The organism is Mesoflavibacter sp. (assembly GCF_964226795.1).
Taxonomy (GTDB): Bacteria; Bacteroidota; Bacteroidia; order Flavobacteriales; family Flavobacteriaceae; genus Mesoflavibacter; species Mesoflavibacter zeaxanthinifaciens.
Genome location: NZ_CAXQQP010000012.1, coordinates 162019 through 188302, shown reverse-complemented (window position 1 = coordinate 188302; position 26284 = coordinate 162019). Strand labels below are relative to the sequence as shown.

21 protein-coding genes are annotated in these 26284 nt (G+C 29.9%); 13 read left to right on the top strand and 8 right to left on the bottom strand.

Annotated features, from left to right (window positions below; translation table 11 throughout):
- A partial coding sequence (locus tag ACEQT4_RS11445; protein WP_370227805.1) for a hypothetical protein occupies positions 1-263 on the bottom strand: 263 nt, incomplete at its 3' end.
- Positions 264-984: 721 nt separating this feature from the next.
- On the opposite strand from ACEQT4_RS11445, the gene ACEQT4_RS11440 reads away from it, so the two are divergent.
- The 13 genes from ACEQT4_RS11440 to ACEQT4_RS11380 all read left to right on the top strand — a co-directional run bounded on the left by ACEQT4_RS11440 (position 985) and on the right by ACEQT4_RS11380 (position 20093).
- Positions 985-2484: a tyrosine-type recombinase/integrase gene (locus ACEQT4_RS11440; RefSeq protein WP_370227803.1), complete on the top strand. Its 1500-nt coding sequence runs from the start codon at positions 985-987 to the stop codon at positions 2482-2484.
- Positions 2484-3209, top strand: coding sequence for a hypothetical protein (locus tag ACEQT4_RS11435; RefSeq protein ID WP_370227801.1), 726 nt, complete (start codon positions 2484-2486; stop codon positions 3207-3209). Before ACEQT4_RS11440 ends, ACEQT4_RS11435 begins: the two co-directional genes overlap by 1 nt.
- A 418-nt stretch (positions 3210-3627) precedes the next feature.
- The gene (locus tag ACEQT4_RS11430) at positions 3628-4350 is read left to right on the top strand and encodes a hypothetical protein (protein WP_370227799.1); all 723 of its coding nucleotides are present in this window, start codon (positions 3628-3630) and stop codon (positions 4348-4350) included.
- Between the two features lie 106 nt (positions 4351-4456).
- Positions 4457-6763 carry an EcoAI/FtnUII family type I restriction enzme subunit R gene (gene hsdR / locus ACEQT4_RS11425; RefSeq protein ID WP_370227797.1) on the top strand — a complete coding sequence of 769 codons (2307 nt, stop codon included), beginning with the start codon at positions 4457-4459 and terminating at the stop codon, positions 6761-6763.
- Position 6764: 1 nt separating this feature from the next.
- Positions 6765-8510, top strand: coding sequence for an AAA family ATPase (locus ACEQT4_RS11420; protein ID WP_370227795.1), 1746 nt, complete (start codon positions 6765-6767; stop codon positions 8508-8510).
- A complete protein-coding gene (locus ACEQT4_RS11415) occupies positions 8510-10030 on the top strand; it encodes an N-6 DNA methylase (protein ID WP_370227793.1) in 1521 nt (506 codons plus the stop codon). Before ACEQT4_RS11420 ends, ACEQT4_RS11415 begins: the two co-directional genes overlap by 1 nt.
- Entirely contained in the window at positions 10023-11234 is a 1212-nt protein-coding gene (locus ACEQT4_RS11410) for a restriction endonuclease subunit S (protein ID WP_370227791.1), read from the top strand. The genes ACEQT4_RS11415 and ACEQT4_RS11410 overlap by 8 nt, the downstream gene beginning before the upstream one ends.
- Positions 11235-11599: 365 nt before the next feature.
- Positions 11600-13138, top strand: coding sequence for a reverse transcriptase domain-containing protein (locus ACEQT4_RS11405; protein WP_370227789.1), 1539 nt, complete (start codon positions 11600-11602; stop codon positions 13136-13138).
- A gap of 1 nt (position 13139) precedes the next feature.
- Positions 13140-15347, top strand: coding sequence for an McrB family protein (locus tag ACEQT4_RS11400; RefSeq protein ID WP_370227787.1), 2208 nt, complete (start codon positions 13140-13142; stop codon positions 15345-15347).
- Complete coding sequence (locus ACEQT4_RS11395; RefSeq protein ID WP_370227785.1) at positions 15334-16578, top strand: McrC family protein; 1245 nt, start codon at positions 15334-15336, stop codon at positions 16576-16578. The genes ACEQT4_RS11400 and ACEQT4_RS11395 overlap by 14 nt, the downstream gene beginning before the upstream one ends.
- Before the next feature lie 65 nt (positions 16579-16643).
- Complete coding sequence (locus tag ACEQT4_RS11390) at positions 16644-18260, top strand: DUF4836 family protein (protein ID WP_370227783.1); 1617 nt, start codon at positions 16644-16646, stop codon at positions 18258-18260.
- A 2-nt stretch (positions 18261-18262) separates the two neighbouring features.
- Positions 18263-18892 (top strand): ATP-binding cassette domain-containing protein, encoded by a 630-nt coding sequence (locus ACEQT4_RS11385; RefSeq protein ID WP_372521219.1) that lies wholly within the window; start codon positions 18263-18265, stop codon positions 18890-18892.
- 1 nt (position 18893) lies between these two features.
- Positions 18894-20093, top strand: a complete 1200-nt coding sequence (locus tag ACEQT4_RS11380; protein ID WP_370227779.1) for an ABC transporter permease — start codon at positions 18894-18896, stop codon at positions 20091-20093.
- A gap of 65 nt (positions 20094-20158) precedes the next feature.
- Here the strand turns inward: ACEQT4_RS11380 and ACEQT4_RS11375 are convergent, their stop codons facing one another.
- From ACEQT4_RS11375 to ACEQT4_RS11345, 7 genes are all read right to left on the bottom strand, one after another.
- Positions 20159-20611 carry a carboxymuconolactone decarboxylase family protein gene (locus ACEQT4_RS11375; RefSeq protein ID WP_370227777.1) on the bottom strand — a complete coding sequence of 151 codons (453 nt, stop codon included), beginning with the start codon at positions 20609-20611 and terminating at the stop codon, positions 20159-20161.
- 79 nt (positions 20612-20690) lie between these two features.
- Positions 20691-21263: a Crp/Fnr family transcriptional regulator gene (locus ACEQT4_RS11370; protein WP_370227775.1), complete on the bottom strand. Its 573-nt coding sequence runs from the start codon at positions 21261-21263 to the stop codon at positions 20691-20693.
- Positions 21264-21272: 9 nt separating this feature from the next.
- Complete coding sequence (locus ACEQT4_RS11365) at positions 21273-21686, bottom strand: hypothetical protein (RefSeq protein ID WP_372521218.1); 414 nt, start codon at positions 21684-21686, stop codon at positions 21273-21275.
- A gap of 658 nt (positions 21687-22344) precedes the next feature.
- Complete coding sequence (locus tag ACEQT4_RS11360) at positions 22345-22980, bottom strand: hypothetical protein (protein ID WP_370227771.1); 636 nt, start codon at positions 22978-22980, stop codon at positions 22345-22347.
- A 244-nt stretch (positions 22981-23224) separates the two neighbouring features.
- Positions 23225-24028, bottom strand: coding sequence for a hypothetical protein (locus ACEQT4_RS11355; RefSeq protein ID WP_370227769.1), 804 nt, complete (start codon positions 24026-24028; stop codon positions 23225-23227).
- Positions 24028-24759 (bottom strand): flagellar motor protein MotB, encoded by a 732-nt coding sequence (locus ACEQT4_RS11350; RefSeq protein WP_370227767.1) that lies wholly within the window; start codon positions 24757-24759, stop codon positions 24028-24030. The genes ACEQT4_RS11355 and ACEQT4_RS11350 overlap by 1 nt, the downstream gene beginning before the upstream one ends.
- A 2-nt stretch (positions 24760-24761) precedes the next feature.
- Entirely contained in the window at positions 24762-26183 is a 1422-nt protein-coding gene (locus ACEQT4_RS11345; protein ID WP_370227765.1) for a hypothetical protein, read from the bottom strand.
- Positions 26184-26284 lie beyond the last annotated feature (101 nt).

Genomic DNA, 26284 nt, shown 5'->3' with positions numbered 1-26284 from the left:
TAGTAGTCAAAAGTCAGAGTTATTTTTTTAGTCGATTCAGCTTTTATTTTTTCCCAATCTTCTTTTTGAAGTCTTAATTCTCCAGGATGATATCCGACAAGATTTCTGCTTTTCGTTCCGTCCTCATTTTCGAAATTCAGATATGCACCAGCGATTTCTCCAACAACTAATCTTTCGTTTACTTCAATTACCATATTCAGATTTTGTCCAAATCCGTTTATTGTAATTAAAACAAGTAGTGCAAAAATCAGTTTAAATTTCATTCAGAGTTCGGTTTTTTAGCTTGCTTACAACACTTATATATACGCAATAATACTAAATATAAAATAAATATTCAATCAATAAGCTGTTTTATTTGTCAACGGTTTAATATTCAATAATTAAAAGAATTTTACTAGTTGCGTAATTTGTATATTTTTTGAAAAATAATTTACTGCTTTTGAATATTGTATATATAAATTACGCAATATTTGAATTTAGATAAATATTCTATTTATATACGAGAAGACAATCATAAAAATGTAATTTGGATTTAGTTTATTAACTGAAAATTATTAAAAGTTAATTTAAAAAAAATGTTAATGTTTTAAGTAAATTAGATACCTTTTAATTTTTAATTCTTTTTTAAACATTAGCTATGAATATTAAAGCATATACATTCGAAAAATCAAGTTGTGTTTATAGATCTATCACATATCCAATCAATCTTTCTAATTCAATAGTATTTTAATTAATTCCATATAGACATATACAGTAGAGTTGTTTTTTATTTTTTATAATAATATTACTATTTTTACTCCATATTAAGTATAACTGACGGACATACTTCTGTACACGATTTTACTAAAAAAGACATAAAAGAAGGTGTTTTTGAGTTTAAAATACAACTCATAACCCGAAGGTCACAGGTTCGAGTCCTGTTCCCGCTACTAAGTCTTTAGACTAATAAAATCAACGGTTTGTGTCCTCACAAACCGTTTTTTTATGCTTAATTTTCAGCAGTTAATTGAAAGTGAATACAGAAGTGCATACGAAAGTGCATACGATTTGACTATGAAACAACAATATTCTGAACCAAAAATTTACTTAGGAAACAACGACCTATCAAAACGATGGTATGTGTATTTTTCTTACAGAAATCCTGAAACAGGAAAGCTAACTAGACAAACGCCAATATATGGTGATGCAAACACCTATAAAACGAAAGAAGAACGTTTAGCAGTTCTAACTATTTACAGGCGTGTTTTATTAAAACTTTTAAAGCAAGGTTACAGTCCATATGAAGATAATACAGAACTGCATACAAGACTGAATACACCAACCAAAAATGAACCAAAACCGCAACCAGAAAAACCAAATAGGTTAACTACAGTAGATAAAAATAGTGATGTTGGTTCTAATACTGTAAATACTGGTGTTTTGGAAGAAGGTAAGTCTGTTGAAAAGGATAATACACAACCAAATTTAACCAAAGTTAACCAAGACGTAACCAAAACTGCTTCGGGTACAGCAACCGAAGGAAACCAGATAAAAGAGGCGCCTAATTCAAGACCAAAAAATGAAGTTGAAGATAATAAAGGCAATACTTTGATTGATGATGCATTTAACCTTGACGATCGGATAAAACAAAAGTCGTTAAGAGTAACTAGTTATAGAACATATTCAAGTCACATAAAACGATTTAAAGACTGGTTACGTAAAGAACAAAAGCATTTAAAGTATATTGAACAGGTAGATAAATCTGTTGTGATTAAATATTTAAACAAGGTGCTTTTAAACTCTTCAGCTAGAAATAGAAATAATTATAAAGCAAGTATTAGTAGTTTTTATTCAACGTTAGTAGATAATGATGTTTTAAAGACTAACGAGATAGTTTCGATAAAAAAGCTTAAAACTAATTCGGTAAGAAATAAAACCTACACAGAAGAGCAGCAAAAAGAAATTTTTGATTATTTAGAAGAAGCTGATCCAACATTACTTTTATTTATAAAATTTGTGTCGTATAATTTTTTAAGACCAATTGAAGTGTGCCGATTAAAAATTGGAGATATTAATTTAAAGAATAAAACAATTTCTTTTAAAGCAAAAAATAAGCCTTTAAAAACAAAAATTATTCCATCGATACTTATTGATGAATTACCAGATTTAAGTCAATTTAATGAGGATGAGTTTCTTTTTAATTATAAAAAATTAGGCGGTTATTGGAATGCATCAGAGGATACTAAAAGAGGGAAATATAGCCTTCGTTTTAAAACAGTGGTAAAAGATAAGTTTAATTTAGGTAAAGAATATGGTTTATATAGTTTTAGACATACATTTATTACTAAATTATATAGAGCATTAAAAGAAAATTCATCACCGCATGAAGCAAAAAGTCAGCTAATGCAAATTACAGGTCATACCTCTATGACTGCGTTGGAATCTTATCTTCGTGATATTGATGTTGAATTACCTAATGATTATTCAGATTTATTAAAGAGCTAATGGAACAGGATTTAAGTAAAATATATCATAAATTAAACTTAGGTTTAATATGTTGTTCAATAGGATATGTGCCTCAACGTTTTGTCAATTTTATAAATAAAGAAGGTGATACTTTTTTTCAGAATTTGGTTAATAAAATCATTATTATTGACAAAAAGGGTTATGACAAAGAACCTACAGTAACCGAGATTTTTATGCTTATGGGTAAATTATCTTTGTTAAGTCAAAATATATTTGATTTAAATATTTTAAAACAACAGCATAACAAAGATAATTTTAAGTACATATTAGAAAAATATACAGATTCTCTTAATGCGGTAATTTATATAGCTGAGTATTATTTTAATAATATTGATATAGATATACCAGAAGCTAATACTTCGATTAAAGCTTCCTTTAAAAATCAATATCATTATTTAATTAAACATAAAGAGGAATTTGATTCTAAATTTAGTCCCTACAATTTTCCGCCAATAAATATAAATTCTTGGTTAAACCAAAAAAGATTAAATGACTTAAAGGATACTTTTCCTAACTCTAAAATTCCAGAATTAAAAGTTGAAGACTTTAAAACAAAACAGCAACCTTTAATTAATGATAAAAAAGAAGAAGTTAAAAAGTCAAAATCACAATTAAAGAAAGAAAAATTACAAGCCATCAAAGAAAAAGCTAATCAAGAAGCTGAAAGTTATATACTAAAACGTGTTTTTAATTTGGATGTATAATTGCAGTTGATTTATTGTTGATTCTTGTTGATTCGCTGTTGAATCTTGTTGATTTATCGTTGATCCTATGTTGATTCTTGTTGAATTAATGTTGGTTTTCAAAAGTGGATTTGTTTTTATGCTATTTTGGTTTAGTAAGAATTATAGAAAAACAGATTTGAATTTTCTTTCAACTTTTGAAGATTTTCTTTAGTTTTATGGCAACCAAAATTTCTTTTAAGGAAAAAATCAAAGCGCTATTTAATTATCATGAAAATTCTTGCAAATCAACTTGTCTTCCTTTTTATTCGAAAGGGAATACTTAACTAATTAAAATATTACATATTAAATATTCATAATTATTACGGATACCCGTAATGTGTATTTATGTATTGTCATTATGTTTGATAATCACTATTAATCAACAAAAACTTAACCGATGAAAAAAATTATAATACTATTTATTTTAACCTTTCAATTTATACCAAACAATGTAAAAGCTCAAAACGATGGTGCTGTAGCTGCAACTGCAATAGGTGGTTTATTAGCTATAGGAGCAGGTGTTGCTGCTGTAGAACAAATGAAAGAGCAAGCAGAATTAACAGCAACACAATGGATATTAACTAACCAACCAAACATGAATAGTTTTTCACTTAAAACTTTAGATTTTGATGGTAAAAAATTAAAAGATATGTCTGCGGTATCTGTGATTTCTTTTAAAATTCAAGAGTTTACACCAGCAGATAAACCTGAGTTAAATGGAAAGAAACAAGTGCTACTTGGATTTACAAGTAAAGGATGGATTAATGAATATGGGATAAATTTTGATAAAGTTTCTTGGTTTTTAATCGACGCAAAAGAGTGGATGAATATGATGGTGTCATATGTAAAAGTTGCATCAGATGAAAAGGACGAATCTAAACTTGAATCAACTTTAAAAGACGGTAGAGTAGTAAACAAAGGTGTGAAAGTAAAGAGTAAACTTGTTATACCTTTTTACAAATTAGAAGGAGATATGTATGTGGTTACAGATTACTCTTCAGATATGAAGTTGCTATACAATGAAAGGTCTCTTGGTATTTTTCTTAAATCGACCAACGATCTAGTACAAATGGGAAGAGGAGATCTAATAAGAATACATACTTTCTTTTTTGGAGAATAATGAGCTGTTAATTGAATTCAAAAACTTTTTATGTTAAATAAATTATATTCATTATAATGAACTTCGATTTTTAATTTGTTTTAAGTTTTTAACTAGATTTGTTATTATGGTGAAACCAATATCAGAATCTGATACTAGAGCTAATTTTATAGATCCTAAACTTGCAAAAAGTCAATGGGAGGCTATGCACATAGTTCGAGAGTATTACTTTACAGATGGAAGAAAGCTTTTAGGAAATAATCGTGGTAAACGTTTGTTTTTAGATTATCTTCTTAAGTTTAACAATACCAATTTAGCTATTATTGAAGCTAAGAAGCTTGGAGATCATCCAACCAAAGGATTACAACAAGCATTGGATTATGCTGACAAATTGAAAATAAACTTTGTTTACGCTACTAATGGTAAACAAATTTATGAGTTTGACAAAAGAACAGGTAAGGGAGATTACATTAACGAATTTCCAACACCTCAAGAACTTTATAATAAAGTTTACGGTAAACAAAATGCGTTAAAGCAAAAACTACAAAACATTCCTTTTTTATTGACAGGTAATTTCGGACCAAGATATTACCAAGAAATTGCGGTTAATAAAGTAATGGAAAGTATTGCTGATGGAAAGGATCGTATTTTGCTAACCTTGGCAACAGGTACAGGTAAAACATTTATATCTTTTCAGATTGTACATAAGCTTTTACAAGCCAAGTGGAATTTAGATGGTAATGACAGACGACCAAGAGTCTTATTCTTAGCTGATAGAAACGTATTAGCAGATCAAGCGATTAACACCTTTAATCCATACGAAAAAGATGTCATTAAAATTGATGGTGAAGAAGTACGAAAAAGAAATGGAGTAGTACCAACAAATGCATATATCTTCTTCGCTATTTATCAAGCCATTGCCGAACGTGAAGATATTGGCGGTTATTATAAAGAGTACCCAAGCGACTTCTTTGATTTAATCGTTATTGACGAGTGCCATCGTGGTAGTGCTAATGAAGAAGGCTCTTGGAGAGCAATTCTAGATCATTTTAAACCTGCCGTTCATTTAGGATTAACAGCTACGCCAAAGCGAGAAGATAATATTGATACCTACAAATACTTTGGGAAACCTGTGTATGAGTATTCTCTTAAAGATGGTATTCAAGATGGATTTTTAACACCTTATAAAGTAAAGCGTGTAACAACAAATATTGACGAGTATATCCATACAAATGACAGTGAAATTGTTCAAGGCGAAGTTACTAAAGACCGTTATGAGCTTAAGGATTTTAACAAAAGCATTACAGTAAAACAACGTATAGAATTGGTAGCAAAAACCATTTTGCAGCATATTAGTAAAATGGATAAAACCATTGTGTTCTGTGCCAATCAAGATCATGCTTTAGATTTAAGAGATTTTATAAATAAACACAAAGAAGTTTCTGATGTTAACTACTGTGTGAGAGTAACCAGTGACGAAGGCAAACACGGTAGAGAATTGTTAGAGGCGTTTCAAGATAATGATAAGGATATACCTGTAATATTAACCTCGTCCAAAATGCTAACTACAGGTGTAGATGCGCGTAATGTCCGCAATATTGTGCTAACGGCGCCAATAGGATCAATGGTAGAGTTTAAACAAATTATTGGTCGTGGTACACGTGTGTTTGATGGCAAAGACTTTTTTACCATCATTGACTTTGTAGGTGCCACCAATTTGTTTTATGATGCAGAATGGGATGGAGAACCTGAAGCACCAGAAGGCGAAGGATCTAATGGTGACCCAACACCCAAACCACCACGTAAACCTAAAGTTAAGGAGCCTGGAGAACCTTATGAACATAAAGAAAAATTAATCATTGAATTGTCAAATGGTAGACAATTAAAGGTAACTGATGTCGATACACGATATATCGACGAAAACGGAAAACCATTAACTGCTCGTGAGTTTTTAGAAAAACTAATCGGTGAACTACCTGCTATTTACAAAGACGAAGCACATTTACGACAAATTTGGTCTAACCCAGATACGCGAACTGATCTTTTAAAACAATTGGGTCAGCTAGGTTTTGATAATGAGCAATTAAATGACTTACGTAATATGATTGCTTCACCAGATTGCGATATTTTTGATGTGTTATCTCATATCTCATTCAATTCTAATTTAATGACACGCAAACAACGTGTTAAGTTTGTAAAGGACGAACCCGAGTTTTTTGAAGTGTATAAAAATCTTGAGGCTAGAGAGTTTTTGGAGTTTATTCTTAAACATTATGAAGAGTATGGCATTGAGGAGTTGCAACGTGATAAGCTCGGTGATTTAGTTAAACTAAAATTAGGTACACCCAAAGATGCTAAAACGGCTTTTGGTGATATGAAAACACTACTTTCAGCATACTACAAACTACAAGAAAACATTTATAGAGCTATTTAATATGCAAATTGATTTTAAAAGTAAATTATGTGATGAAGACCAATCATTAGATTTAAGCAATGGTTTAATAACATTTATAGGGCAAAATGGCTGTGGGAAATCATCCATTTTAGAAGCTATATTTCAAAAGTATATTGAAGATGATAATTTAAAAGTGATATGTTTTTCTTCAGGTCAAAATGAACTTTTTTCTTCTTTGTTTAATAATCACAAAAAGATTAATAGACGTTATTTAAATGAACAAGAAGAATCACCAATTAATTCATTTTATTTTGATTCTTCTTGGGTGCGAATGTTAGTTTTTTGGTCCACAATTTTTAAACCAAATGGTTTAGTTAGAAAATATCTAAAAGAAAAGAGCTATATAGATACAGACGATTTGAACGATGATATATCATCAACTCTTTATTTTAGATTTAGAATTAGAAAATATTATGTAGACAAAATTAAAAGAGAAATAGAAAAAGAGGAGGAAACAGATCAGAATGAAGAGGGTTATGAATTTGATGAGAACCAATTGAGAAAAACATCATTTCACGAAACTATAGAAAGAATAATCTCTGTTTTTAATATTGATTTTGACTTTTTAAACAATGATAACCTTTTTAAACGTTGGTTGAGTTTTGATTCTAAAAAAGCTTATGATGTTTTTACACATAAAGATATTAATAGGATTTTTACGTTTTGGGCTCTAGCTACAAATGGATGGACAGCTAACACTGAGCTATGGGAATGCGCGTTGAAGTTTAAAGATAATTTAGAATTTAGTGCTCTAAGCGATGGAGAATATCAACTGCTTTCAATATATGCTATATTAGATCTATTTGATTCGGATAATACGATTTTCTTATTTGACGAAATAGACTCTCACCTTTACTATGAAAATATTGAAAAACTTTGGAATGTATTAAAATCAGCTTCCGGTAAAATTATTACAACAACTCATATATCAGATTCAATTCTTCAAAATGAAATCGAAAGTATAAAGTTAATTGAAAACGGAGTTATTGAATCAGACTTAACTATAAAGGAATTATCTAAACGGTTATCAAATATCGTTGGAAAAGATAGTTATGAAATTAATGTTGCTTCCCGTATTAGAAAAATTGTATTAATAGATGATCATGTGGATTGGTTAATCTTTAAAAAACTAGCTACAAAAAAAATAGGTGAGGAGGTTTTACCAATTTTTGATGGGATAGTTCCAATTAAAAGGTCTTCAAGTTTTAAAACAGCAGATGAAAAATTTGGAAAAGGAAAGTTATTGTTTGTAGAAGATTTTAAAAATAATACACCTAATAACTTAATAACAGAAGATGTTTTCTTGATTTGCGATAGAGATGATTTACCGCTTAATCAAATTCAAGAAGACTTAACAGTTAATATTCATAGAGATTTTAAAGATTTAAGAAGTTTCAATACAAATGGAAGGATAACCAAATCTCATTTATTAAGCTGGAGGAGGAGGGAAATTGAAAATTATTTATTGTGTCCTACAATGTTAGAGCATTTTGACAAATTAGAAGAATTAAGAAATCAAATTCCTTTATTGAATCTAGCAGCAAATAATAATTTGGACGAATCGGCTGACATAAGAGATTTTGATAGTAAATCTATTTTACACCCACTTTATAAAGAAGGAGGTTTTGATGAAAATAAATTAGATACCATGATAGAACAAATACCAGCTTCTGAAATTTCTAATGATATAGAATTAATGTACAATTACCTTAGAAATAATATTTAATGAGCATACAAAACAACATAGATAGAATTACAGACATTTTACGTCGTGACGATGGTATTAGCGGTGCTATGCACTATACCGAGCAAATCTCGTGGATTCTGTTTCTTAAATTTTTAAACGACTACGAAGATAATAAAGCAGACGAAAGTTTTTTAGAAGGTACCGATTATAATTATGTACTGCGTAAAGACCTACGTTGGCACCAATGGGCTTGCCCAAAAGACGATAACGGAAATAGAGATGTTAAAAGAGCTAATTCTGGTGATGACTTAATAGAATTTGTAAATAACACACTTTTCCCATATTTAAAAGCGTTTAAAGCCACAACTAACGATCCAAAATCCTTAACCTATAAAATAGGGGCTATTTTTGAGTATTTAGATAACCGTATAGCAAGTGGTCATACACTACGCGAGGTGTTAGATATTATAGATGCGCTAGACTTCCAAAGTAGTGATGAGTTGTTTGAACTCTCTCAAGTCTACGAAAACCTACTAAAAAGCATGGGTAGCGATGGTGGTAACTCTGGCGAGTTTTACACGCCGCGTGCCGTTATCAAAGCCATGGTAGAAACTACCAATATTAAGGTAGGCGATACCATTTATGATGGTGCTGTAGGTTCTGGTGGATTTTTGGTAGAAGCGTTTGAGTATTTAACCGCTAATGGTAAAAAAGAACAACTCTCAGCTACCGATTGGGAAACCCTACAAAACAATACCTTTTTTGGGCAAGAAAAAACCAGCTTGGGTTACGTAATGGGTATGATGAATATGATTCTTCATGGTATAGAAAGCCCAAACGTGTTTAAAGGCAATACACTTACCCAAAACATACGCGACTTTCAAGAAAAAGACAGACACGATGTCATATTAGCCAATCCACCATTTGGAGGTAAAGAAAAGGCACAAATACAGCAAAACTTTCCAGTAGTGAGTAATGCGACCGAAATTTTGTTTTTACAGCATTTTATGAAAATGCTAAAGCTAGAAGGTCGTGCTGCTATTGTAGTGCCAGAAGGTGTCTTGTTTCAAACCAATAATGCCTTTACCAAAGTCAAACAAACCTTATTAGAAAACTACAACGTGCATACCATTGTAAGTTTACCAAGCGGTGTGTTTTTACCTTACAGTGGAGTAAAAACCAATATTTTGTATTTTGACCGTAAAGGAGCCACCAATAACATTTGGTATTATGAGGTCAATCCGCCATACAAACTTACCAAAAACAAACCCATAGCTTACGAGCATTTAGCCGAGTTTGTAGACCTATTCCACAACCCAGAAAAACGCAACCATACCAATGCTAAAGTTCCTGTCACCTCGAGCGCAGTCGAGAGGTCACAAAACGACTGGACCATAAACATCGCAGACATTAAAGACTACGATCTAAGCGCCAAAAACCCACACAAAGTGGTAGAAGTGGTACACCAAAGCCCAAAAGAACTATTAAGTAGCATTAAACAAAACGATGCCGAAATAGCTGATTTGTTAAACCAAATAGAACGTTTGATCGATGGGTAAGTGGAAGGAAGTTAGTCTTAATGATATCTTGGAGATTCAAAGAGGAGGATCACCAAGACCCATTAGCAAATATATAACTGAAAGTGAAGATGGAATTAATTGGATTAAAATTGGAGATGTAAAAGAAGACGAAAAATATATTACTGAAACCAAACAAAAAATTACTAGAGATGGAATTTCAAAATCGCGTGTAGTTACTGATGGAGATTTTATATTATCAAATTCTATGAGTTTTGGTCGTCCTTATATTGTTAAAACTACTGGTTGTGTACATGATGGTTGGTTAATTTTAAGAATTAAGGATGAAAAACAAATAACTAAAGATTTTTTATACACGGTTTTAGGTTCAAATTATGTTTATCAGCAGTTTTCTCAATTAGCTTCAGGCACTACAGTCAAAAATCTAAACAGTAGTTTAGTTAAGAAAGTTAAAATTAAGTATCCACCATTACCCGAACAACAACGCATCGTAGCCAAGTTAGATGGTTTGTTTGCCAAGATAGATCAGGCAATTAGTTTATTAGAAGCCAACCTACAACATACCCAAGCCTTAATGGGTAGCGTGTTGGATGAGGAGTTTGGGAGGTTGGAAGCTTCAAGTAAAATAGTTGCAATATCTAAAATAGCAGATGTAAAAGGCGGTAAACGTTTGCCTAAAGGAAAGAAATTATTAGAAGAAAAAACAAAATACCCTTATATAAGAGTTTCAGATTTCACAGATCATGGGACTATTGATTTGGAAGGATTAAAGTTTATTTCAAAAGAAATTCATGAGCAGATATCTAGATATACAATTACGTCAGACGATTTATATATAAGTATAGCAGGTACAATAGGTAAAACAGGGATTATTCCAGAAGAATTAAATGGTGCAAATCTGACTGAAAATGCTGCAAAATTAGTTTATAAAGACAAATCAACAATAGATAATTTATTTGTCTATTTCTATACTTTAAGTGATAAATTTAAAGCTTATGTTGAAAATTCAACAAAACAAGTAGCACAGCCAAAATTAGCATTAACACGCTTAAAAGAGATAAAGATTGCATTACCTTCTATAGAGAAACAAAAAGAGGTAGTACAAAAATTTAAGAGTGCTCAATTTCAAATTAATAAACTAGAAGAAACCCAAACCCAAAAACTCAATCATTTAAAAGCCTTAAAAAGTAGTTTGTTAGATCAGGCGTTTAAGGGAGAGTTGTAAAAAAAATATGATATATTAGAATAATAATAAAATGGGCCAGAAGGTCGGAATGATTACGTTTTACTCAGTTTTACTTTCTAAGATATAAGTTAGATTGGAAGGATGATACTAATATCCAAATAATCACCAAGAAAAGTGATGAATGAGGATATAGTTGATAACAGTGTCAGAACTGTTAGTTTCCTGAAGTTGTATCTACGGGTTAATCTGTTTAGCATTTTAATAATGTTTAAGCTATTAGTTACAAAGATAATAATTTCTATACCTGAAAAGAGTAGTGTTGCGTCAACTCGTAAGAGGGAAACCTTCGAAAAGCATGTACATTTCAAACCTGCTACTATTAGTATCTGGCCCTATTTTTAATTATGGAAACAGAAGATTGGTTTAAAATAAAAAAGTACCCACATATTGGAGTTCCTTTATCTTTAAAGGATTATAAATGGGTTAAGAAATACGTGGAAAACAAAACGTGTGTTAAAGAGCATAGTTTTTTACCTTTAATTCATAAATGTATTGTAAAACGTAAGTACAGAGCAAATACAGTAAACCTTGTTAGAAACAAAAAAACAGGAGAGAGAAAGCGTTTTATAGATAAACCTAAAGTTAGAAATATTTATTATGCTTCACACTTAGATTCTATAGTTTTTTCATTTTATAATAAAATTATTTATGAGGCATATGAAAATCTAATTGAAACTAAAAACTTTAATAAATCTATTGTCGCTTATCGCAAAATACCAATCACTAAAGGTTCTGATAAAAATAAATGTAATATAGATTTTGCTAAAAGTACTTTTGAATTTATAAAGAAGAATGAAGAAAAAAAGTTAACTGCAATTGTTGCAGACGTTACGGCTTTCTTTGATAATTTAGATCACAAAGTTTTAAAAAAACAATGGTGTAAAGTTTTAAATTTAAATACGCTGCCAGAAGATCATTATAATGTTTTTAAAGCATTAACCAAATTACGTTATGTTGAAAGTGATCAACTTTTTAACAGTTACAAGGGGTCAATGTTAGTTGAGAGAGGAGTGCCAAACTCTTCTAAAGAAAAGGAAATAAAGAGAGTAGAAATAGAATCTAATAAATATTTCAAAGAGAAAAATGCAGTAGCATATTGTACTAAAGAAGAATTTATACAAAACAATCTCAACCTTATCATTTCTGGGAAAAATAAAAAGGGAATACCTCAAGGCAGTCCTATTAGTGCAACTCTAGCAAATGTTTATATGTTGAGTTTTGATCAGGAAGTATATGACAAAGTTGAGACTATTGGTGGTTATTATCAGAGATATAGTGATGACCTAATAATAGTCTGTGAACAAAAGTATGAGGACGAAATAATAAAATACATAAGAGATAAAGTTCAAAACTTAGCAAAATTAGAAATACATCCATCTAAAACTACAGTTTATAGATTTGAGGAAATTGATGGAGTTTTTAAAGGATTTGAAATAGATGAAAAATATAAGGAACATAATTATAACAAGAGTCTTGAATATTTAGGTTTTATTTTTGATGGACAACGTGTTTTAATTAAGAACTCGGGTTTTTCTAAGTTTTATAGATCTATGAAACGATCATTTAAAAAATCAGCCTCTATGGCGCTTCATAGTAAAAACCCAGATGAAAGTATTTTTAAATCAAGGTTATACAAAAGATTTACCCATAGAGGAGCAGAACGAAAATTGATACATCACCCTTCTAAAATAGATCCAACTATTTATGAAAAGACAAAAAAATATTATTGGGGCAATTATTTAAGTTATATATACAAAGCAAATGACAGTATGAGAACTTTAAATGATGGTAGAGATATTATTAAAAGACAAAGTAGAAAGTTTTGGAATAGATTTTATAAGTTAATGAGATTCCATGAAAGTAGATTAATAAAACAAAAATAATATGCATTTTCATCAAAAAATACACCAGTTCTTATTAGAGTATAGAGATACACATGATAAAAATTTTAACTTTTTAGTTAGACAACGCACTAGTGTAACAGATAAAAACTTTCCTGGTGGTAAATTTGCACACGGTTTGGTTTTTCAAGGCAATAATGATTATTGCTTTGTAGCATTATCAGATAAAAGTGGCGGAGCCAACGCAACTAAAAGTATAGGTATTGTAATTAGACCTACAAAAAGCGATACATATACAGCAATGTTAGAAATTGTTTTTCCTGGAGAACAAGATCAAAAGTTAATCACTTTTTATAAAGAGTTGGCTTCAAAATTTGATGGCATAAAATGGGATAATAAAGAAGAGCGCGCATGGTTGCATATTGGAGAGTTTACTATAGAAGATCCAACACTACTCTACAATTGGTTAGATAAAAATTATCCTACTATTAGAGAAACTGCGTTACAATCTGGGATTGATAAATTAATACCAGATAATAAGCGTTTTTATAACCTACAAAATAACTTAAAAAATAAATTAAAAGAGGCATTAGAAAAAAAGAGTATTCAAACAAGAAACGCAGACATACTTAGTGTAAAAGAAAAGTTTTCTAATTGGTTAAAAACTAATGAAACTAGTAACAAAGTTGCTTCTTATTTAAGAGCTATAGATATTTTAAATGAACTTTTAGGTGCAGGTAATGTTTATGCAGAAAAAAACATTGCCAAACTAACACTTTTTTATCAAGACTTAATTGAGCATCAAAAAGATGAAAAAGGTATATACTACTATGAAGCAGCACCATCTTATGGGTTTAATGGATTTTATTCTGCTTCTATTAAAGCTTATATAGAATTTTTAAAGACAGAGCACGGAATTAATCCTAAAAAAGATAACTTAAACAACAACTATTCAGCTCCTATAAACCAAATCTTCTATGGCCCTCCAGGTACAGGAAAGACTTTTTTTTTAAAGGATCAATTATTTGATAAATATATACTTAGAGAACAAGATATATCTAGAGATAAATATTTTGAAGAGGTTGTGTCAAGTATTACATGGTGGCAAGCAATTGCTTTAGCTCTGTTTGAAGAAGGTAAATCTAAAGTGAGTGATATTTTAGAGAATAGATGGGTAGCAACCAAAGCAAACTTGAGTGTTTCTAAAAATGTAAGAGCAACTTTGTGGGGTACTCTACAAATGCATACAATTGAAGATTCAACTAGTGTAAATTATAAACAAAGACAGGCGCCACTTATTTTTAATAAATCTGAAGATAAGTTTTGGGTGTTAATTGATTCAGAGGTTAAAGAGCTTGCTCCAGAAATACTTGAAATTAAAGATGAGGTTGATAATTTTATAGTAAATACAGTAAAGTCTATTAAACATTACGACTTTGTTACATTTCATCAATCCTTTTCTTATGAAGATTTTATAGAAGGTATTAAACCTGTTTTTCCTGAAAATGAAGAAGAATCATCAGATTTAGGATATGCAGTTGAAGATGGTGTATTTAAGCGTTTATGCTTACGTGCGAAAAATGATCCAAATAATAGATATGCTATTTTCATAGATGAAATAAACAGAGGTAATGTTTCTGCAATATTTGGAGAGTTAATTACTCTTATTGAAATTGATAAGCGTAAAGGAGAAATTAATGAAATGAGTGTGAAATTACCATATTCAAAAGAAGAGTTTTCAGTGCCATCAAATCTTGATATTTATGGTACAATGAATACGGCAGATCGTTCTGTGGAAGCCTTAGATACAGCATTGCGTCGTAGATTTGAATTTAAAGAAATGATGCCAAATTATGATGTCATAGCAGACTTCTCTATTCAAGGTTTTTCTTTATCTAAAGTTTTAAAAACAATTAACCAGAGAATAGAATTATTAATTGATAGAGACCATACAATAGGACATTCATATTTTTATAATGTAAAAACGCTTGATGAATTAGTAATGGCTTTTAATAATAAGATAGTACCATTATTACAAGAGTATTTCTATGGCGATTATGGAAAAATAGGCTTGGTATTAGGTAAAGGATTTGTTGAAACAATTAAGAATGACAAAATAACCTTTGCAGATTTTAGTTATGAAAATTCAGAAGATTTTAAAATGCCTAGTTATAATTTAAAGACCATTAATCCTGAAAATATAATTGAAGCTTTAGATCAACTATTGAATAATCCTGTTGAAGAAAATTAAACAAATATCAGTATTTGAACATCAACGTTTGTTGGTTGGTACAAATGGTTTTAAACAGGTGCATCTTGATGCCTTATTGAAACTTAATGAGTATCATGATGGTAAATATTTTGAGCCTATAGCTAAGGGATTAAAATTTAACCAATATGTTGGTATAATTCAAGTTGATGGTTTAGTTATTCAAATTAACCCAAAAGCAGATAAAGCAGATCAAGATAGTAGATGGAGTGGAGTATTACTTAATATGTTAAAGGCTTGCGGTAAATTGAAAGCTAATTCTACTGGTGCAGCAAACGTAAATAGAAAACACTTAAACCTGTTAGAAGTTTATTTTGAATTGTATTTACAAGAATTAGATAGTTTACTTAGAAAAGGACTAGTGAAAAAATACCGAAAACAAACCAAGAATGTATCTAGTTTGAAGGGTAAATTAGAATTTGCAGGTCATCTTCAAAAAAATATAATTCATAAAGAACGATTTTATACCACGCATCAAGTATATGATGAGAATCACTTATTACACCATGTGCTATTTAAAGCGTTATCAATAGTAAGTCATTTTACAAAAGGAACTAGATTGTACGATCATGTAAAAAGGGTTCAATTAAATTTTCCTAGTAACTTAAGTTTAAACATTACAAAAAGTCAATTAGAAAATTTAAAACTAAATAGAAAAACAAAAGACTATACTTATGCAGTTGAGTTAGCTAGATTAATCATTCTTAATTTTTCACCAGATATTTCAAGTGGTAAAGAAAAAATGTTGTCTTTACTTTTTGATATGAATGATTTATGGGAAACATATATATTGAGACAGCTTAAAAAAATAAGCACTCAGCATGATTTTGAGGTTACAGGGCAAGAGTCTAAACCTTTTTGGGGTAATAACTACTTAAGACCAGATATAGTCCTAAGAAAAAATGGTAAAGTTTATATCATTGATACAAAATGGAAACTACCAAAAAGTAATTCTGCTTCTGTAGGAGATTTAAGACAGATGTACACTTATTGTCGTTTTTGGGATGCAGAAAAAGCTGTATTATTGTATCCTGGATCCAAATCGCATAACTATCAAAGTTATATTACAGATGATTACTCAAAAGTAAGTGATAACACAATAAGTATTAATCATCAATGTAAAAAAGGAATGGTTAATGTTTTTAGTGACAACGAAACAAAATTAAACGATAATTTAGGTCTTGATATTCTAAAAATATTAGAAGTCTATTAAGTGTAATAGCTAAGTAAATCAATAATTTAAAACATAATAATTTCAAAAAAACCAATAATTTAAAAATGAAACAATTACTAATTAACCTACAAATTAAGAATATAATTCTATGTTTATTTCTTGCGCTTTTAGTATCGTGTAATAGCTCAACAAATAGCTTAACATTAATACCAGAAGATACTAACGTAATAACAGTTGTTGATGTATATTCTCTATATAAAAAAGGAAATCTTAAGGATATTGAAGAATTAGAGTTTTTTAAAGTGTTTCAAAGAGAAGTTAGAAACGAAGATAAAAAAGTAGCTCGATTTATTGAAGATATTAAAGAAGATCCAGCGTTATCAGGCTTAGATTTAGCAAAAGATATGTTTATGTTTTATATAGATGATGCTTCAGATGAAAAATACTTTTGTTTAGCTTTAGATGTTAAAGATGAAGAAAAATTTACCGAGTTTATAGAAGATATACTAGATAAAGGTGGTGTTAGTTTTGATTTAGAAAAAGAAAAACTATACAAATATATAATAGTAAAAGGCGAAGTAGTATTTGCATGGGATGATAAAAAAATGATTATGTTAGGTGCTCAAAATAGATCAAGTAGAGAAAACTTAGATATTGCAATAGAGTCTTTATTTGAAATAAAAGAAAATAGACAAATTACTTCAAACAAAGAGTTTATGTCCTTTTATAATGATAAAAAAGATGTAAACTTTTGGATGTCAACTAATGTGTTTAAATCACAATATGAGTTTAAAAAAATTGAAAGAGAGCTTGGTTTCGATATAGAAGACAACATCATTACAGCTCAAGTAGATTTTCAGGATGATAAGATTAATTTGTTAACTAAAGTTTTACCTAATGATGATTTAAAAAAGTATGTAGAAAAAGACGATATGTTTTCTAATAGTTTTAATAAAACAATTATAAACTACTTACCAGAGAAAAGTTATGCAAACGCAAGTTTAGCTATAAATCCTGAAGCATATTACAATATGATCAGTGAAGAGATGGATACCGATAAAATGGAAAGAGAATTTGAGAAAAAAATGGGATTTGAGCTAAAAGAGCTTTTTTCAAGTTTAAAAGGATCTATGGTTGTTGACCTTTCTGGTTTTGAAGAATATGAGTATGAAGACTTTTATTACGGTAAAAAAACAAAAACAGTACCAGTAATGTCTTTAGTTTTTGATCTCAACTCAGATAAGTATTTGAAAAAAATTATTGACGAAATTCCTGAACGTAAAATAGAAGCAAGAAACGACTATTATGAAATAGAAATTGATGGCGATTCATCATTATTTATAGCTTTTAATGATGAGGTTTGCTTACTTACTAATGATAAAAAAAGTATAAAAGCATTTAAAGATGGAGGTGTATCTTCTAAAGTTGTAAATAATTCAGACAAAAGAGCTAACTTATCAGATGGAGGTTATTATGCGTATTTTAATATGAATTATGATGATTACCCAAAAGAAGTAAAGAAGATGTTTAAGGATATGCAAAACGATCAAGAAGAAAAGGTTTTTGATATTTGGACAAAGTTTGCAAAAGGTATGGAAGTAAAAATGATTGACAGATATACTTTAGAGTTTAATTTAGAAACTCAAAATAAACAAAAAAATAGTCTTCAAGTACTTTTAGAATCTATTGATGAAAGCTTTGAGCAATATTCATCATATTAAAAATGGCGCAAATAAAATTAAATAATATAAAACCAAAATACATGTCAGAAGTAGAAATTTCTACTTCTGACATTTATTTAAAAGAAAATATTGTTTTTGAACAAGGTAAAAACTATCTAATTAAGGCTAACTCAGGTCATGGTAAATCTTCTGTGTTAAACTTTATTTATAAAAGCAATATTAATTATACAGGAGAAATTACTTATCCTTTTAGTGATAATTCAATTACTAACATTAGACAGAACAAAATTAGTTATGTGTTTCAGGACCTAAAACTGTTTCCAAGCCTGACTGTTTTAGAAAATATTCAGTTAAAAAACATAATAACAAACTATAAAACAGAAGAGCAAATATTAGGGTTAATTCAAAAACTACAATTATCTCATAAAACACATAGTTTAGTTGAAACTCTATCTCTTGGTCAGCAGCAACGTGTAGCAATTATAAGAGCGTTATGCCAACCGTTTGAATATATGTTATTAGATGAACCTTTTAGTCATTTAGATAACACAAATATTAAAATAATCACTGAATTATTATTAGACGAGTTACACCAAAGAAAAGCAGGAATGATTATAACTGCTTTAGAAGATCTTACCATGGTTAAATTTGATAAAATAATACATTTATAATATGCTTGTTAAACTTCAAAAGAAAACCATAGTAAAAACTCAGTTACTGGGTTATATAATTACACTTAGCGTTGGAGTTTTTATAGTATTAACATCAATACAACTGTATTTTGATTTAAAACCTTTGATGGCTAATCAAACAGATGTTTTTAATGATAAAACCGCAGTTATTAGCAAAGAGGTTTCTTTGTTTAAAAGTGTTGATAAAGAAAGATTATATTTTTCCGATGAAGAAATTAGCGAATTGCAAGCCCAACCGTTTGTAAAAGACATATCAACATTTAATAATGCAGATTTTAAGATAAAAGCGTTCTCAAATCAATCAGAAAATGTCCCATTATTTCAAACCGATTTATTTTTTGAGAGTATTCCAGATAATTATATTGATGTAAAGTCAGAAGATTGGGTATGGAACGAAAGTGATGAAGTAGTTCCAATAATAATACCTGAAGATTATTTAAAGCTTTATAATTTTGGTTTTGCAGAAAGTCAAGGTTTACCTGTTTTATCAAAAAATACAATATCTCAAATCACCTTTAATTTAGAAGTTTCTGGAGCATTTCAAAGAGAAGTTTTTAAAAGTAGAATCGTTGGGTTTTCTAATAAAATAAATTCAATTTTAGTTCCAGATAGTTTTTTAAAATACGCAAATTTAAAATTTGGAAGATCAAACGTTTCAAGAATAAGTAGATTACTAGTGACTTTTGTAAATCCAACAGATCAAAGGATTTTAGAGTATTTTAATCAAAATAATTACTCAATAAATAAAGACAAATTAGAGTTTAGTAAACTTTCATTTTTCTTTAATTCAGCACTTTTCTTCGTTATAGTTGTAGCTATAATTATTGTGTTACTTTCAATTGGATTTATAATCCTTAGCTTTAATTTAATAATTCAAAAAAATAAGGCAATGATTTTAAATTTGGGCGCAATAGGATATACTTATAAGTCTGTTTCAAAGTTTTACCAACTGATTATTACTATTTCAACATTGATCTCAATAGTGTTAGCTGTTTTTTTTAGTTTACGTTGTAGAGTATTTTATTCCGAAAAATTAGATACCTTATTTGATTTACCTAAGCTACCGAGTTACATAGTATTATTAGGTTTCGTTTTTTTAATAGTATTATCTATACTATATAATATAGTTGTAAGAAATAAGATAAGACGAATTTTATTGCCAAAAGATAATTTTAAGTAGACTTAAATTGATAAATAAAGCCGGTTTATTAGTATTGAATAAATCGGCTTTATTATAATGCTTTTTTAGTCTTGTAATTTAAATTTACCAGGCGCAAAACCAAACGTTTTCATAAGTCTTGTCCAAGTATTTATTTGAGATATTGCTAATGTAAGTTGAGCAATTTCAGCTTTAGTAAAATGCTTTAATAAAGGGTTAAAAACACTATCAGATATAGGTTGTCTTTCTAATCTGGTGAGTACATCAGTAAACTTTAAAACAGCACATTCTTTTTCACTAAAGTAATTGGTTTCTTCCCATACGCAAAGTGACGAAAGTCTTAAATCGGTTTCATTATGTTTTTTTAGAATTTTGTGATGCATGTCTACACAATATGCACAACCATTTTTTTGAGCGACTCTCAATCTCAATAGTTCTAATAAATGTAAATCTAATTTTGAATTATCTAAATAATTTTCAATTGCCATCAGATTTTTGAAAATCTCTTGAGGTACATCTGTATAACTTATTCGTTCCATAAATATTTAAATTTTTTATTATGGTGTAAAGTTATTTTGAAGCTACATCAAACTACTTAAGGTATCTTAAGAAATAAATTTATGTTTTTCTAAGTTCGCTAAGATATTCAGGTGTTATTTCTAGATAAGATGCAATCATGTATTGTGGAACACGTTGTGAAAACTCTGGTAGGTTATTAATAAAGTTGAGGTAACGGTCTTTACTTTTTAGCTGTAGAAAGACTTCGTATCTACGTTGTATAGCAACTAGCATATTTTCTGTGATAATCCTAAAATAACGCTCTAGCTTTGGATGTTTAATGTATAGATCTTCCAAAGTGTTTTTATTAATTTTAAGAGCTTTAGTTGGTTCGATAGTTTCTATAGAAGTTAAAGATGGCGTTTCATTTACAAAACTTTCAACATTAGTAATCCACCAGTTTTCAATAGCAAATTGATTAATTTTTTCATTGCCTTTATGATCTAAGTGATAAGAACGAACTAAGCCTTCAACTATAAAAAACTTGTGATTACAAACATTACCTTCTTTTAATAAAATCTCTTTCTTATCGAATTCTGCTAAAGTAAAATGTGATAAAATATCATCAATTTCTATTTCGGTAAAATCAATGTATTTATTAAAATGATTTTTTATGGAATAAATTTTTTTCAATCTGATTTTTTAAAATTGCAAATAAACAATTATACCTTTTATTAGATCATAATGAGGTAGAGCGCCTTGCGCATTAGGTTGTAAGTTTTTTACTAGATGATAACGACCTCCTAATTTTTGTACAAGTAAATCTATGTCACCTTTAGTTGCTGGTTTGTTTTTTTCGTTAGTAAATAGTTTTACAAGTCCTCCTGCAACCATTGATCCAACAGCAGCATTACCAACACCAGCTAATGTCATTTTATCATTTTGTTCTGTAACAGGTTTTGTATTATTTGTTGCAGGTAAATTATTTTTATTACCTTTTCTTAATTGATATGCAGAAGACCTGCAAGAGTTACTACAGTATTTTTGTACACGACGTCGTTTAGGTACAAAGTCTTGTTTACAATAGTTACATGTATAGTATTTTGGTTCTAGCATAGGCATTTAGCGTAAATTAAACGTTGGATTTACGCTAAAATAAACGATTTTTAATTTTGTTATTGTTTAAACTTAAGATTTTTTAATAATACTTTTTCAAAATTTTCATCATTGTTAGTAGATTTTTTTGTTGATCATATAAAAATGATTTATCCATTTGGGGATGACTTATAATAGTTTCTCCAATTCTTACACCTTTAAAAATTATAGAATCTTTCTCAATGGTAAGTGGGATACTTCACAATGCATAATCGTATTCTGCTACTGGAAAAGGAGATTTATTTGATGAATAACTATTAAAAATTTCAGAGTATTTGTTATAACCTTCAACATCTTGTTTCAACAGCTTTTTATCCCATTTACTCAAGTAAAGGTGTTGAATATCTTTAGTCTTTAATGTTTTTATGTTCCATTTATTCTCATTTGTGATTGAAACATTAGATTTTGTGTTTTTATGTCCTTACATGAATTAAATAGAAATCCCGAAATGAAAATTACAACTAATTTTTTTGTGATATTAAATTACGTTTTAGACAATTAGTAGACAAGTGTTTTAACGGTTGATTTAGTTAGTATATTCAAATTAAAATCTGTGAGGATTTTCAGAAGTAAGAGAGAATCTGTAATTACTTATAGTCATCGTTACAAGTAGTGTCTATTATACGTTATACAATTCATCTTTTTCAGAGTCATAAACTGATATAATCCCTGTGATGTATAAGAACTTAAAAAATATCTCATGACTTTTCGCTGCTTTGATAATTGATTTTTGAAACACTTTTCGTGCTTTTATTGCCGAATATTTCAGTATTAGCAATGGAACAAGCATAATTAAAAGGTCGTAATTCTTCATGGTTATTCCGTAAATACCAATTCCAATTATTATTAGCCAAAATAAAGGTTTAATAGGTGTTTTAATTGGGCCGCTTGCTAATGCAGATAGAGGAAGTAATAAAAGAAAAAAATACAACCAATAATTAGATAAAATTAAAGGGATTACAAGCATAACGATTAGACATGATAATAAAATCCAACTGCTTAAAAGTCTGAATAAATTTCTTTTTTTATTATCGACTAAAGATAATATATCTACATCATAATCTTTTTGTTCATACAATCTATGCCAAATCTCTTTTGATTTTATTATTTCTTGATAACTATTAAAGTCATTTAAATTATTTAGCTCACTTACTTTTGTGTCAGAAAGAGTTTTTAATTCTTCGTTGCTATGATTTTGTAAAAAAGTATTTAAGATAAATAATTGAGTAAAATCTTTTTCAAATTTATTTTTCATTCAGTTATGTATTATTTATTGTAACGTTAAGTGTATGGTGTAGTAAGGGATTGCGGGCTTCAAACCTATCAAGTTACCACCTGAAATTAATGCGGGTGATACCGCTCGAAAACCTCCGAAACCCTTATGCACTATACACATTGTAGTGCTTTTGTGCTTTATTTTTCTTCGTCTGTGCGTTGGAGTGAAAGCTCTTTGAAACCGCAGGAACGATGATTGTAACTTGCTAGAACTGAGCATTGGATTATACATATGGGTTTTTTAGTCGTTTCAACTCGTTCTGATATTCCTTTTTGAAATGTTCTATTTGTCTAGGCATTGAGCCCTTAGAAAAGTTCTCTCTATGTTTTGCGTCAACGTTTGAATGGCACACAATGCAGTAGCATTTTAAATTAGCTAGACTATTATTAGTCTTGTCTCCATCTACATGGTGTGTATGCCACCAACGTTTATGAAGATTACTTTTTGGTCTTACGGAACATTTTTCACAAGTATAATTCTGTCTGGTTCGAAAGTCTTTGCTAATTTTTTCTTTGCCACGGACATAGCCAAAAATATCTACTTCAATTTTGTCTGCTTCTATTTCAGTTTTATCAAGAGAGTCGAAAAAGTCCTGAGTATCTTCGATATCATCAAAGTAGTCCGATTGGCAATAAGAGCATACGTCAAGTTTGGTATCATTATATTTTGTCCTTGTTTGTTTGTCAACCAAGTTGTTTACATCTGAATTTGACCATTCGTATCGTTGTTTGAATCGACCACTACTAATGAACTCTTGAATAGTTCTGCACTTTCGTAAATGAAATTTCGGGAATTTTACGGGGCCGCCATTGTATGTTATATAGGCTTCTTGAATAAACATGTAGCCACGATATTTTTTTCCTTCATACTCTAGATAAATTCCATCATCTTCGAATGATATTGAACCTGATTTATAGGCTTCTTCAAAATCAATACCTTTGATAATCTGAAACCCACTGCCACCTTGAATTTGCGGGAAGCCAAGTTGGTCAAGCTTTTTATCAAGTTTTTCAAATGAGTATAGCATCACTTTCCAATTTCTTTAAGTACTCGTTCAACAAGATTCTCACTAGTAGTAATGATTCTAAATTCTACTCTCCTAGAAAACTCATTGTCAATAGGTTTTCCACTTATAGCTGTCAATTCTTTACTTGAATCAAGAGTTTTTCCATATGATAGGCCGTTCGCAGTTAACCAAAACTGTAATTGTTGTTCTGTAGAATCTGAAAGCTGCTCATAATAGGGCATTCTCCTGAAATACTTTAGAACTTCCGCGGAACGTAATTGAGACAGCTTAACATTTCCAATGTATGGGTCGGAATCATATTGAGGAGCAGGAACAGCATCGGTGTGACCTTCAATTCTTATTTCTGCAATTTTATCGGTGTACTTATTCTGTAAAAGGATTTCAAAATATCGAGGAAGAAATTTGTTTAAGATACTCGCAAAGTTTGGTCTTATTTCAGATTTGCCTGATTGAAAAAGTACGTCTGGATTTGTAAATTTTATTGAAAGGTCTTTATCAAGTTCAACTTCCCAATCCTTGAAGTCGTCTTTAAATTCCTTTTCAAGCTCGGCATACAATTGTTCTTTTGTTGCTTTAAATTCTTCAAATATGATATCTCGTTCTTGTTGCTTTTTTTGAACTTCGACTATGTAAGAAATGGCAATGAACATGAATATGACCATAAGACCTGTCATGATATCACTAAAGGATATCCAATTGCTTTCATTGCTATTTGATTTTCCTAATGCCATAATTAGTTGTATTTATCAATGATTCTCTGAATTAAAGTATCTAAGTTTTGAAAAGTGTCATTTAGTCTTTCATAAAACTCTTCATTGATATTTTCTACATCACTTGATAAACGCTTACTTGCTTTTTCAATAACTGATACTCCTTCATTGAGTTGTTTCTTGGTATTTTCCCAAAACACTTCATTAATATCTTTGATTCTATCAATTTCTTCAAGCCTAGTAAGAAGTTTAGCTACGCTATCTGTGAAATTCATTTGATTACGAACCCAATCATTCAGTTTGTTTGTTGTCTCATCGAAAGCATCTGTATTTTCTTTGAGTGTGTTAATTGCAGAAGTTAGTTGACTAACGATTTCTTGATACTTAGTATCGTCAATCATAACCTTTTGAAGTTCTTCAATCAATTTGGTCAAATGGCTATTATCATTGGTGAGCTTGCTTGTATTTTCGGTTATTTCCTTAATTGACACTGAGGCAATCTGGAAGTCTTCTGAAACCTTTGTAAATTGATTGGTCAATTGAGTTATCATTTCTTTATTTTCCTGTTGCCAATCGTTCATGCGTTGAACGCTATTGTTGAGTTCTTGGAAGTTTTCTTGAACAAGCTTTTCAATAAGAGCAGACATTTGGGCATTAAATTCTTCTGTCGCTCTTTTCATTACTTCAACTAAAGTTTCTGTGTTGTTTTTAGCCAATAATTCAGAGAACTCATCAAATTTCTTGGAAATGAGTTCATTGTTTTTGTTCATGGATTCTACAATCCAATCAACATTCTTTTTGGTGTCTTTGGCGATTTCAGTTTGCTCCGCTCGAAGTTTTTGAATTTGAGTGAGTAAACTAGTCTCTTCGTCACCGCCTAAAGCTTGTTGAACCTTATTTAAGGCTTCATTCTGTTTCTCATTCGTACTCTGTAAATCTGAAAACTGATTTCTCAATTTCACTAGTTGAGTTGAGACACTGTCATCAGTTTCTCCATTCAGTGATTTATTGAGAGTTTGAAGGTTAGTATTAGTCTCTTTTCTTAATTCTGAAAGAGTCTCGTTTATTTCTTGTAATGCTGCTAATTCATCGGTTGGTTTAGGTGGAAGTTTCTGTTCTACTGACCTTAATACTATTTGTGTGATTTTACCAAAAACTAATGAAAGCGAGATTCCCCAAATTGAAGTTGTAAAGGCAGTTTTTAGTCCTTCAAGAAGAGTTGGAATACTTTCAGTTATGTTCTCTACATCAAAGTGTCTAAGACCGAAGTAGATCCCGACAAATGTTCCTAGAACGCCAATTGTGGTGAAGACATTTGGTATTGTGTCATAGACGTATGGAATAATTCTATTGACTCCTTTAGTCCAAACTCTAATAGTGTAATAAATCGAGAATAGTGTCCAACTCGCCAAGAGTCCGTATATGACCATTGTGTATGTTTCCATATGTCCTTTTTAGTCTTTTATTTTTTTGTCGATCGTTGAAAAAAGCAATGTGTGCGTAGCACTCTTTGCTTGTGCGTTCGGCTTTTTTCGCATGAAGCACA

What these genes read in the sequence shown, in the direction of transcription:
- ACEQT4_RS11440 (WP_370227803.1), top strand. Translation starts at nt 985, where the DNA reads ATGCTTAATTTTCAGCAGTTAATTGAAAGTGAATACAGAAGTGCATAC.
- ACEQT4_RS11435 (WP_370227801.1), top strand. Translation starts at nt 2,484, where the DNA reads ATGGAACAGGATTTAAGTAAAATATATCATAAATTAAACTTAGGTTTA.
- ACEQT4_RS11430 (WP_370227799.1), top strand. Translation starts at nt 3,628, where the DNA reads ATGAAAAAAATTATAATACTATTTATTTTAACCTTTCAATTTATACCA.
- hsdR (WP_370227797.1), top strand. Translation starts at nt 4,457, where the DNA reads ATGGTGAAACCAATATCAGAATCTGATACTAGAGCTAATTTTATAGAT.
- ACEQT4_RS11420 (WP_370227795.1), top strand. Translation starts at nt 6,765, where the DNA reads ATGCAAATTGATTTTAAAAGTAAATTATGTGATGAAGACCAATCATTA.
- ACEQT4_RS11415 (WP_370227793.1), top strand. Translation starts at nt 8,510, where the DNA reads ATGAGCATACAAAACAACATAGATAGAATTACAGACATTTTACGTCGT.
- ACEQT4_RS11410 (WP_370227791.1), top strand. Translation starts at nt 10,023, where the DNA reads ATGGGTAAGTGGAAGGAAGTTAGTCTTAATGATATCTTGGAGATTCAA.
- ACEQT4_RS11405 (WP_370227789.1), top strand. Translation starts at nt 11,600, where the DNA reads ATGGAAACAGAAGATTGGTTTAAAATAAAAAAGTACCCACATATTGGA.
- ACEQT4_RS11400 (WP_370227787.1), top strand. Translation starts at nt 13,140, where the DNA reads ATGCATTTTCATCAAAAAATACACCAGTTCTTATTAGAGTATAGAGAT.
- ACEQT4_RS11390 (WP_370227783.1), top strand. Translation starts at nt 16,644, where the DNA reads ATGAAACAATTACTAATTAACCTACAAATTAAGAATATAATTCTATGT.
- ACEQT4_RS11385 (WP_372521219.1), top strand. Translation starts at nt 18,263, where the DNA reads ATGGCGCAAATAAAATTAAATAATATAAAACCAAAATACATGTCAGAA.
- ACEQT4_RS11380 (WP_370227779.1), top strand. Translation starts at nt 18,894, where the DNA reads ATGCTTGTTAAACTTCAAAAGAAAACCATAGTAAAAACTCAGTTACTG.
- ACEQT4_RS11375 (WP_370227777.1), bottom strand. Translation starts at nt 20,611, where the DNA reads ATGGAACGAATAAGTTATACAGATGTACCTCAAGAGATTTTCAAAAAT.
- ACEQT4_RS11365 (WP_372521218.1), bottom strand. Translation starts at nt 21,686, where the DNA reads ATGCTAGAACCAAAATACTATACATGTAACTATTGTAAACAAGACTTT.
- ACEQT4_RS11360 (WP_370227771.1), bottom strand. Translation starts at nt 22,980, where the DNA reads ATGAAAAATAAATTTGAAAAAGATTTTACTCAATTATTTATCTTAAAT.
- ACEQT4_RS11355 (WP_370227769.1), bottom strand. Translation starts at nt 24,028, where the DNA reads ATGCTATACTCATTTGAAAAACTTGATAAAAAGCTTGACCAACTTGGC.
- ACEQT4_RS11350 (WP_370227767.1), bottom strand. Translation starts at nt 24,759, where the DNA reads ATGGCATTAGGAAAATCAAATAGCAATGAAAGCAATTGGATATCCTTT.
- ACEQT4_RS11345 (WP_370227765.1), bottom strand. Translation starts at nt 26,183, where the DNA reads ATGGAAACATACACAATGGTCATATACGGACTCTTGGCGAGTTGGACA.